9 protein-coding genes and 3 pseudogenes are annotated in these 9,375 nt (G+C 68.7%); 7 read left to right on the forward strand and 5 right to left on the reverse strand.

Annotated features, from left to right (window positions below):
• Nucleotides 1-104 precede the first annotated feature (104 nt).
• A pseudogene (locus tag ABFY07_RS42055) lies at nt 105-426 on the reverse strand (LysR family transcriptional regulator); the annotation flags it as partial.
• A 230-nt stretch (nt 427-656) separates the two neighbouring features.
• On the opposite strand from ABFY07_RS42055, the gene ABFY07_RS42060 reads away from it, so the two are divergent.
• From ABFY07_RS42060 to ABFY07_RS42070, 3 genes are all read left to right on the forward strand, one after another.
• Nucleotides 657-1,553, forward strand: a complete 897-nt coding sequence (locus ABFY07_RS42060; protein WP_346179521.1) for a ketopantoate reductase family protein — start codon at nt 657-659, stop codon at nt 1,551-1,553.
• Nucleotides 1,553-2,125, forward strand: coding sequence for a DUF6817 domain-containing protein (locus tag ABFY07_RS42065; RefSeq protein WP_346179522.1), 573 nt, complete (start codon nt 1,553-1,555; stop codon nt 2,123-2,125). Before ABFY07_RS42060 ends, ABFY07_RS42065 begins: the two co-directional genes overlap by 1 nt.
• 702 nt (nt 2,126-2,827) lie before the next feature.
• The gene (locus tag ABFY07_RS42070) at nt 2,828-3,205 is read left to right on the forward strand and encodes a hypothetical protein (protein WP_346179523.1); all 378 of its coding nucleotides are present in this window, start codon (nt 2,828-2,830) and stop codon (nt 3,203-3,205) included.
• A gap of 179 nt (nt 3,206-3,384) precedes the next feature.
• On the opposite strand, the gene ABFY07_RS42075 is transcribed toward ABFY07_RS42070, so the two are convergent.
• Nucleotides 3,385-3,681 carry a hypothetical protein gene (locus ABFY07_RS42075; protein WP_346179524.1) on the reverse strand — a complete coding sequence of 99 codons (297 nt, stop codon included), beginning with the start codon at nt 3,679-3,681 and terminating at the stop codon, nt 3,385-3,387.
• Nucleotides 3,682-3,929: 248 nt separating this feature from the next.
• Nucleotides 3,930-4,748, reverse strand: a complete 819-nt coding sequence (locus ABFY07_RS42080; RefSeq protein WP_346179525.1) for a hypothetical protein — start codon at nt 4,746-4,748, stop codon at nt 3,930-3,932.
• Nucleotides 4,749-5,281: 533 nt separating this feature from the next.
• Between ABFY07_RS42080 and ABFY07_RS42085 the strand changes: the two are divergent.
• Nucleotides 5,282-6,001, forward strand: a pseudogene (locus ABFY07_RS42085) (transposase); the annotation flags it as partial.
• Between the two features lie 45 nt (nt 6,002-6,046).
• Here the strand turns inward: ABFY07_RS42085 and ABFY07_RS42090 are convergent.
• Nucleotides 6,047-6,202 (reverse strand): hypothetical protein, encoded by a 156-nt coding sequence (locus ABFY07_RS42090; protein WP_158080356.1) that lies wholly within the window; start codon nt 6,200-6,202, stop codon nt 6,047-6,049.
• Between the two features lie 348 nt (nt 6,203-6,550).
• Here ABFY07_RS42090 and ABFY07_RS42095 point away from each other — a divergent pair, with 348 nt between their 5' ends.
• Nucleotides 6,551-7,021: a hypothetical protein gene (locus tag ABFY07_RS42095; protein ID WP_065967081.1), complete on the forward strand. Its 471-nt coding sequence runs from the start codon at nt 6,551-6,553 to the stop codon at nt 7,019-7,021.
• 34 nt (nt 7,022-7,055) lie between these two features.
• Here the strand turns inward: ABFY07_RS42095 and ABFY07_RS42100 are convergent.
• Nucleotides 7,056-8,513 (reverse strand): annotated as a pseudogene (locus ABFY07_RS42100) (NF041680 family putative transposase).
• Between the two features lie 273 nt (nt 8,514-8,786).
• Here ABFY07_RS42100 and ABFY07_RS42105 point away from each other — a divergent pair.
• On the forward strand, nt 8,787-8,963 hold the full coding sequence (locus ABFY07_RS42105) for a hypothetical protein (RefSeq protein ID WP_346179526.1): 177 nt from the start codon (nt 8,787-8,789) through the stop codon (nt 8,961-8,963).
• 111 nt (nt 8,964-9,074) lie between these two features.
• The coding region (locus ABFY07_RS42110) for a transposase (RefSeq protein ID WP_428837117.1) at nt 9,075-9,375 on the forward strand (301 nt) is incomplete at its 3' end.

Genomic DNA, 9,375 nt, shown 5'->3' on the forward strand with positions numbered 1-9,375 from the left:
CTGGCCGCGCTCCGGTCCTACCGGCGGGCCATGGGGCACCTCGCGCCGCGTCAGGACGCGGTGTGGGGCGAGGGCGAGGCGATGGTGCCCGTCGGGCAGCACATGGCCAACCTGCGCCGGAAGGGCGTGGCACCGGTGGTGACCCGTACCGATCCGCCCTCCGCGCGGGCGAGTTCCTCGATCCGGCGCACTGCCTGGTCGATGCGCCCCAGGCCCTCGGTCACCGCCGTGTGCAGCAGCCGCCCCGCCGAGGTCGGCGCAATCCCGCGCGGCTGGCGTTCGAGCAGGCTGAGTCCCAGTTCCCGCTCGAGTCGCTTCACGTGCTGGCTGACGGCCGACTGCGTACAACCCAGGTCACGGGCGGCACCGCTGAGCGAACCGGTTCGGCAGGCCGCAGCAAAGACAACGGAGATCGTCAAGTGTCACGGGCCCCAAGGTATTGCTCGGGTCTGTCCCAGTAAACCCGTGGATTGACTTGGGTCTCGCCAGGTTTGATCATCGTTCCGGGCCCAGGGCGGCAACCCGCCCGCTGTCTCTTCCGCGGTCCGGACGCGGTCCTGAATGCGGGCGGGTGCCGACCCGCCACGGGCCCAACTGGCTTCCCGGCCCCGGCCGCCCCACCTCTCGACTCATTGATTTCCCGGACAGGAGCACACATGAGCACAAGCAGGACGACCGTGGCGGTTCTCGGCCCAGGCGGCGTCGGCGGCCTGGTCGGCGCGCTGCTCGCCCGTGCCGGACACCGCGTCGTCTGCCTGGCGGGGGAACAGACCGTCGCCGTGCTGCGCCGGCACGGGCTGCGCGTCGACAGCAATCGGTACGGGGAGTTCACCGCGGTGGTGGAGTCCGACACCGAGTTGCGCGAGCCTGTAGACGCCGTCTTCGTGACGGTCAAGCAGACCGCGCTTGCCGAGGCGCTCGACCGCATCCCGGCCGAGGTGCTCGGCACGGCGGTCGTGGTCCCGCTGCTCAACGGCCTCGACCATCTCGCCGTGCTCCGCGAGCGCTTCCCCTCTGCCCGGGTCGTCGCGGGCACCATCCGGGTCGAGGCCACCCGCACGGCGCCCGGCCGCATCGCCCACACCAGCCCGTTCGCCGACCTCGAACTAGCCGCCGCCCCCGTAGATGACTTCGCGGAGTTGCTGCGACAGGCCGGTCTAGGCGTGACCGTACGCGAGGACGAGAGCGCGATGCTCTGGGACAAGCTGGCCTTCCTCGCCCCGTTCGCCCTGCTGACCACCCGCCACCAGGCCGACGTCGGCGCCGTCCGTGATCGGCACCGGCCCGAGCTGCTCACCGTCCTCGACGAGATCGCGGCCGTAGCCCGCGCCGCCGGCGCGCCCGTGACCGCCGAGGGGCTGCTCTCCTTCTTCGACCGCGTTCCCGGGACGATGAGGTCCTCGATGCAGCGCGACGCCGAGGTCGGCCGTCCGCTGGAACTCGACGCCATCGGCGGAGCCGTCCTACGCGCCGGAGCCGCCCACGGCATCGCCATCCCGGCCACCGCCCGACTGGTCGCCGAGCTGGCACAGTCCGCAAAACGGGTGGCCTGATGGGGCGGCCCGCCCCGGCGCGATGGCCCCGGGCCGAGAAGTTCCTGTCCGACCGCGGCGCCGCCCGGACGGCCCATCCGGGCGGAACGCTCCTGGACCACCTGCACCGCGTCACCCGCCTGCTCTCCGCCTGGGGCGCCGACCCTGACGTCCAGCTCGCGGGGCTGTGCCACGCCGCCTACGGAACGGACGGATTCGACGGGTCGCTCCTGGGCATCACCGAGCGCGGGGTCCTCGCCGAACTGATCGGCGATCGCGCGGAGGCCCTGGTGTACCTGTACGCGAGCTGCGACCGGGCAGCCGTCTATCCGGGCCTGGGCAACGGGCTTCCGGTGAGCTTCCATGACCGCTTCACGGGCCGGGAACACACTCCGGCCGAGGCGGACGTACGCGCCATCGTGGAGATCACGGCCGCCAACGAGCTCGACGTGCTGGCCCATAACGTCGGGCTGGCCGAACGCCACGGCCCGGACCTTTACCGCCTGTTCGCCCGCTCACGCGAGCTGCTGTCCGCGCCAGCGTGGAACGCCTGCAGCGAGCAGCTGGCCCGGTATGCCCCCGGGGGATCGTGATCAGCGGCCTGGACCACCTGGTGCTTACCGTCACCGTCGTCGAGCGGACCACTGCCTCATACCAGCGGGTCCTCGGCATGCGGCCCGTCACCTTCGGGGAGGGTCGCCGCGCGCTGGACTTCGGCAGAAGCAAGATCAACCTTCACCTACCGGCCGCGAACTCCTTCCCCACGCCGCCCGACCCACCCCCGGCAGCGCCGGCCTCTGCCTGATCACCCGGACCCCGCAGGAACAGGTACTGGCCCATCTGGTCGCCTGCGGGGTACCCGTGGAGGAAGGCCCGGTGCCGCGCACCGGCGCCCTCGGCCCGATCCTCAGCACCTACCTGTGCGACCCGGACGGCAACCTGATCGAAATCTCCACCTACACATGACCAGGCCCCCTGGGCGGGCGAAGCTGTTGCCCTCCGGCCTCCGGCCGAGAGCCGCGCAACTACGAGCGTCCCACGTTGACTTGGTGACAGAACGATTGCTGATGGAGCGGCTGTGACAAGTAGCCTGCCTCCCCGGTGACAACCAGGCTGCTTCGGCCCGGCTCTTCTCCCAGCCTATTCGGCTCCGCCGGTGACAACTATCGAGCCTCGGCACACCGGCCGTCGACGCTGTCCGCGGGCCCGGCCAGCGTCAGGAGGCCCGCCTTCCTGATCGCGTACGAGTCTGCGTCACGGTACCGGAGACCGCTCCCACCGACGCTCATGCCGCCGTGTGGCTGGAAGAAGACGGCGGCGTGTGGGCCGACTATCCCACCGTGCCGCCGGACGACTACATGCTGCCGCTGGTGTGGGATGGCGATCGCCCTGTCTCCCGAGGTGAGTTGGGGGCACGCGGGTGTGTCCTGTCCCGGATCGCTGTCTGTCGCACCGACCTGGTCTCCACCTTTGGAATGCCGCAGGTGAACGGGGCCGCGCAGTACGCCTGCGTGTGGCTGGACAACGAGGGAGGTGTCTGGGCCGACTACCCGACGGCCGACCCCACCGAGGACCTGGTCCTCCCACTGGTGTGGGCGCGGGAGCAGACCGACTCCCGAAGCGGGCTGGCGGAGCGGGGCTACGTCTTCACCCGCATCGGATGGAGCCTTTGAGCCCCGCAGCCCCCGCCACGCTGGACATCGTCTGGCCCGGAGAGCCACCTGGTGACAACGCCCCGACCCCGGCATTGCAGCTGCCGGGGTCGGGGCGTTCCGCATCGTAGCCACGACCGTATCCACCGGTATCCACGCGTGCGGCAACGCGTATCCGCTCGTAGCTGAGGCCGGCGGCCTCAGCCGTGCGGCGGCGCCGCGCCGGGAAGCTGACCGGCGAACTCCCACCACTGCTGGATGGTCCACACGGCGACGCTGGAGCGGTCGGTGGACATCCGCAGCCACACCTCTTCGCCGCCGGGCATGAGTGCCACCTCCAGGTGCGGCTGCTCCCACGTCCCCACCGGATACATCCACTCGATGCCATCGGGCCAGGTCCGCATCGCCACCGTGCGTACGCTCAGCGCCGCGGCGAAGGCGTCCAGCGCGGCCTGGGGTATCCGCACTTCCGCCGGCTCACGTTCGATCCCCGCCACCCGGGCCCCCTCCTCCGGCAAGACGCGACAGCTCCCCGGGCGCCACAGCCTTCCAGACCTTCGCGGCCCCCACCGTCTTGGGAGCCAAGCACGTCGTTCAGAAGCTGTCGTGGGCATGGGTTTGCACAGTCGGCAGGGCGAGCTTGAGTGTGGCAAGGCGTTCTGCAGGGTCCGGGCCTTCGGCGACGATGCGCGTCAGGTTCTCCACGGAGTAGCGGACAACGGTCGGCAAGCCGGCGGCCTCGACCTCATCCGTGCTGGAGAGGTGGAACCCGCACAGCCCGCACAGGAGACCTTCGGCCGTCAGTTCCATGTCGAACAGGGGGGGAGCCCACCCCCACGGCCAGGAACAGAGCGGCGGCTTCCCGGTCGCAGGCGGGGCACTGGCTCAGCGTCTGGAACAGCGCCTTTCCTGGACCGACCTCGACCACTATCAGCCCGCGCTCGCTCACCGCCTGCGCGGCGCCCTCCACCGCTCCGTGCGGGAGGTCGGCGAAGCGCGTCCGGAACCGGTGCCGGGCCTGGTCCATCCTCAGCCGGATGGCCTTCTGCAAGCGGTCTGCCCTGTCGTCGAGGATCACCTGGACCGTGTCCGACCACGACTCCCAAAAGGCTCCGCGGTCCCGCCTCACATGCTGCAAGAGCTTGTCCACGGTCGCTGTGAAGACTCCCAGGTAGTCCTCCATGTCGTCTGCACCGAGGTGAGCGACACCGTTGCGCAGCTCGATCAGGCCGTCGAGGTCAGCAGCCTCGCTTTTGGGCTTTTTCGGGAGGACGTCCATCTTCCGCAGCCGATCGATCGCCGTCGACGCGCCGATGGTCCTGAGCCGCGCCGGCGGTTTGGACACCGCTCCCGCGAAGTGCAGCAGCATGTCGTCCTTGCCGTTCACCTCGGTGAGCAAGGTGGGATGGACACGGACCAGTGCCGCCTTCGCCAGGCGTTCGACGCTGACACCAGCGTGTAACAGGAAGACCTCCTGGTCCTCTTCGGCGTGGGCTTCCATCGCCAGGCGCGCGAAGCGCTTGGCACCTTCGTAGAGACGATCGAACGTGACCGGCGATTCCATGACCGGACGGTACCGACAGCCATTGGCAGGGCGGGGTGCATTTTCAGGGCGAAGCCCGCCCTCCAGCAGCCCCACCCCTGCCCTGATCACACGATCGGGTGATCCGCCTACTTGCCGGGCCTGTCGGCTACTCCTTACGGGTGACGGCTTGTCAGTCCTGCTGCGTGCCGTCCCGGTTCATCGCGACTCAACCGCGCCTTGGTGGCGCCTGTTGCCCAAGGCGGTGACTTGATGAGCCTGACCTCCGGGATTCACTGTCCACGCACCCCGCTGCGCCGGTTCCTGGACCGTGAACTGTCGGCCGGTGCCCACCCGCTGCGTAAGAGCTTCCGGGCTCAGGACCGCAGCAGCCACGTCCTGATGCCGGGGCCGGGCGTCGGCACGGAGGCCGGGAACATCGGCACCGCGACCGACTACCGGCTCCGTCTGGCATTCACAGCCGCCGAGCCCGTCGACCACGTCGCCCGCCTCGGCATCCTGCTCAGAAGCTGTGTCAGATCCGGTGATCTAGGCACTCCCTCCCCTGGCGCACGGTCTACGGCTTCTTCCAGCGATGGCGGGCGAACGGAACGCTGGCCCACATCCATGCCGAGCTGCACCAGATGGTCCGCATCCACGACGGCCTCAATCCCCGCACCGTCGCGGTGATCCTGGATTCCCAGTCCGTCAAGGGCGCCGAGACGGTGGGAGCGGACGGCCGTGGCTTCGACGGCGGGAAGCTGATCAACGGGAGGAAGCGGCACCTGGCCGTCGACATGCGGGGCCTGGCGCTTGCCGTGATGGTCACCAACGCCTCGCCGCACGACAGCATTTCCGCCCGTGACCAGCTGTTCCGCCTGCGCCTGACCCATTCCGAACTCGCCATCGCCTGGGCGGACTCCGCTTACGGCGGGAGTCTCGTGGACTGGTCCCACTCCTTCCTCAACATCACCCTGAAGACAGTGCCCCGCCGCAAGGACCAGGACGGCTTCGCCGTCCTGGCGAAGAGATGGCGGGTCGAGCGGGCCATTTCGTGGATCATAAGAGCCAGAAGAAACGTCCGGGACTACGAACGGCTTGTCTCCCACAGCGAGGCCCACATCACCTGGACCTTCATCACCCTGATGGTCCGCCGCCTCACCCGCCCGCCCCGGCCACCGCGGACCGAGCCACACCCCGTCGAACCGGTGAAAGCGGCCGGCAAGCCCAAGCCCATACGCCTGCGGCCGCTGCAGCCACGCACGATCCGCCTCGCCCCTACCACTCTGCGCTGACCCGATGACCAGGCGAATCACGCAGCAGCACGCCGGGAACCGCTCTCAGTAGTCCTCTTCCCAGAAGTCGTCGTCATCGTCTTCTGGCTCATTGCGTTCAGCCGCGTCCGCAGCCCGCTCGTCGAACCCGGAGAGCGCTGTCGCGCTCTCCGGGTCCCGCTCTGTCGCGGCACCAATCCGCTCCGCAGCTTCTCTGTCCATCGGTGTTGATCTCATATCGGGACCATTCCCCTCAGAGTTCACTGGCCGACGGTCCAGAAGAAGTTGATCAGCGTGACCGCCGCTCCGCACAGGATCGCGGCACCGCACGGTCTTGCCACGGACACACTGTTGGGGTCAATATCGATCACGGCTTGGTCCTCCTGTCCGCGTGCAGACATGGCTCGTCCGACAGACAAGTGCACCGACCGAGCCCGTCCGCGACCGCAGACGGCGACCCCACCGAGACGGGGCGATGCACCGGAGGTCGGGAATGGCCGCGACGTACAATCCCAGTGAAGGCGAAGCGCCAGGCCGAGATTCCGGCACCGGTGTGAGGGAGGGGTCCGGATGTTCGGTTCGAAGAAGAAGCTCAACATCAACATGTTCAGTTCGCAGAAGAAGCTCAACGATGCGATGGCGCAGCTCAGGCCCGATCTGAGTCGGGAATCGCTCGGTGTAGGGCCCAATTTCCCGGGCGTCGCCCCGAACCCGCTCCTGAGCAGTGATGCACGGCAGCGCAACGCGGAACTGCGTACGGGGGCGCTTGCGCTCGGCGTTCTCGTCGACTGGCGGGAGGTCAACAGCAACCCGCGCGTGGTCCTGATGTTCGACGTGGAGACCGCCGGCGGCCGCTCGTTCCGCGGTATCGCAGACGAAACCCTCACGATCACCGAGCTCACCCGACTCGCCCCGGGACAGACGTTGCCCGTGCGCTATCGGCCGGCCGTCATGGACCACTACGTCGCCCTTGCCCGGGACGCGGACCCCGCCCACGTGCAGCAGCTCTCTGACGAGATCGCGAGCCGCAAGCGGACCTGACCCGAAGCCATTGGCCGGATCCCTAGCTTGATCTTTAACCTGTGCGGCGGGGTCGTGGAGTGGCTGACTTCTTCGTTTGTCGTTGCGCTGGCTGTGTTTTGTGGGGCGTGTGTACGTCGTGGCGGGGTGTCGGCCGGGTGTTCTTTCGGCCCGGTGGTCGTCCGGGACCGGGCCGGGAGGGTTTTGGTGCCTGGGCCGGGCAGGTGGTCGCTGGGCGGATGTGCCGGAAGTCCCGGCGAACGCGGGAGGGGGTGAGCCTGTCCGACGGGGCTGGGTTTCTCCCAGGGCCGGCGCCGGTCGGCCGCCAGCGGTCGGGCAAGCCGCAGCTGGGTGTAGGCGGCGAGGACCAGCCAGGTCCATCGGTCGGCTGCCTCGGGGGTGCGGATCTTGGGGCAGGTCCAGCCCAGGGTCTGCTTGAAAAGGCGGAAGGTGTGCTCGATGTCGAGGCGCCGCAGGTATGCCTGCCAGAGCCGGTCGGCATCTGCGGGAGTTGCGTCGATGCCTGACCACCACAGCCAGACCGGCTTGGGGGTGGCCCCGCTGGGCAGGCGGTCGATGTCCAGACGGATCACCGTTCCCTCGACGATGGGGAGGGTGCCGTCGGCTGCGGCCCAGGAGGAGCGGTGGGTCAGCTTGGGATGCAGCCGGTCCCAGGAGCGGGCGAGGGCGGTGCCATAGAGCCGGGTGTCGGTGACGGTCTCGGTGTCCGGGGTGCCCCAGGTGTCGGGCTGTCCGAAGACGAACTCGCCTCCGTGCCGGGGCGGGCGGCCAAGGATGTGCGGCTGGCGGAGTGGAGCAGTCCTGCGCAGGACACGGTCCGAACGCATCCGGGCCAGCACCTGCACGGGCAGGTCCCGCAGGAGGAAGGCCAGCCGAGGCGCGTCATAGCCGGCGTCCGCGATGATGAGGACGTCCGGGTCGCCTGGCTGCCACTGCCCTGCGGTGATCAGACGCTGGAGCAGGTCGCGCAGCTGCCGGGCGGTGACGGTGGCGGTGTCATCCCCGGGAGCCAGCCGCAGTGCATCCAGCGGCGCGGTCCACGAGCTGCGGCCGGGCTCGAGCGCGCAGACGATGGAGTACGGCCAGCCGGGAACGGGATGTACTGGTCCTTGCCCCTGCCGTAGGTGCGGCACAGGATCCGCTGGGGTGAGGTGCGGGCGGCCGGCCGCAGCCAGCAGGTGATACCGATGGCCAGGGCCAGCCGGCCATCGGCAGCCCGAGGCAGGGGCACTGCGGCCAGGGCCCGTCGCAGCCGGCCAGTGTCGATCTCTCCGCGGGCCAGCGCCGCATAGAGCCCTTCATGGCCACGGCGGTGTTCGCCCACCAGTGACAACTCGGCCAGTGACCTCACCGGCCCGTCGTCGCACAGAACAGCGTCAGCCAGCTCGAACAACCCGTCCGAACGAGCGGTAAGACAGGAGTAGAACTCACCCCGGAAGCGTGACAGTTCAGCCAATGGCTCTCGCTGGGCATCACCATGCAGCAGACTCATTCTCACGGCCTTCGTGCTGGACGTGTGTGTTCCTTGGTCGGAGCACATGTTCAGCCGAAGGCCACTTCGCTGTACGACGGATACCGAACCGAGTGATCAAGTTCGAGGCATCATTCGAGGCCGGACGTTAAAGATCAAGCTAGGGCGCGTCTGGCAAAGGTCAAGCGTTCTGACTGGAACTCTGGTCCCGAGTTTTGGCACCACTGGGGGACTTCCTGCGCCATCGGGCTGTATCTCGGCTGCCCTCTGTCCCTTGTCCCATATACTCAGCCGATGGAGACAGCACTAATACTCGGAGGCAGCGGGTGCGTGCTGCTCTTCTTGAGCATCTTCGCCGTGGGGGTGCTGTCCGGGCGTCGAGTGCGGCGCGGCCGGAAACTCGGCCGCTACCCATACCGGGCCAAGCCCAACGACACCTCCGGCAACTCGTTCATGGGCGGTCTCCATTGAACTTTTCCAACCTCCCGCGTCAGTGGCCAGGGCCAACGCCGAACGGGGCTTGACCCTGGATCTTGGACACCCGAGAGACTTGGTTCTTGAGTCCAGGAGAACGGATGTCCCGTGGTCATGAAGCACTATCCGCCGGAGTTCAAGGCGGACGCGGTCGCGTTGTACGAGTCGCGGCCGGAGGCGACGATCAGGTCGGTCGCCGCTTATCTGGGGGTGAACCCGGAGACGTTGCGGAACTGGGTCCGGGCGGCCGGAGCGAGCCGGCCACGGGGACGCCGGGCGGAAGCGCCCGCCGAGCCGCCCACGCCGCTGGAGACGGAGAACGCGGCCCTGCGCAAGAAGGTCCGCGAACTGGAGGAGGAACGCGAGATCCTGCGGAAGGCGGCCAAGTATTTCGCCGGGGAGACACGCT

The sequence above is a fragment of the Streptomyces sparsogenes subsp. cuspidosporus genome (assembly GCF_039532705.1).
Lineage (GTDB): Bacteria > Actinomycetota > Actinomycetes > Streptomycetales > Streptomycetaceae > Streptomyces > Streptomyces sparsogenes.

What these genes read in the sequence shown, in the direction of transcription:
- ABFY07_RS42080 (WP_346179525.1), bottom strand. Translation starts at nt 4,748, where the DNA reads ATGGAATCGCCGGTCACGTTCGATCGTCTCTACGAAGGTGCCAAGCGC.
- ABFY07_RS42105 (WP_346179526.1), top strand. Translation starts at nt 8,787, where the DNA reads ATGGAGACAGCACTAATACTCGGAGGCAGCGGGTGCGTGCTGCTCTTC.
- ABFY07_RS42090 (WP_158080356.1), bottom strand. Translation starts at nt 6,202, where the DNA reads ATGGACAGAGAAGCTGCGGAGCGGATTGGTGCCGCGACAGAGCGGGAC.
- ABFY07_RS42095 (WP_065967081.1), top strand. Translation starts at nt 6,551, where the DNA reads ATGTTCGGTTCGAAGAAGAAGCTCAACATCAACATGTTCAGTTCGCAG.
- ABFY07_RS42065 (WP_346179522.1), top strand. Translation starts at nt 1,553, where the DNA reads ATGGGGCGGCCCGCCCCGGCGCGATGGCCCCGGGCCGAGAAGTTCCTG.
- ABFY07_RS42060 (WP_346179521.1), top strand. Translation starts at nt 657, where the DNA reads ATGAGCACAAGCAGGACGACCGTGGCGGTTCTCGGCCCAGGCGGCGTC.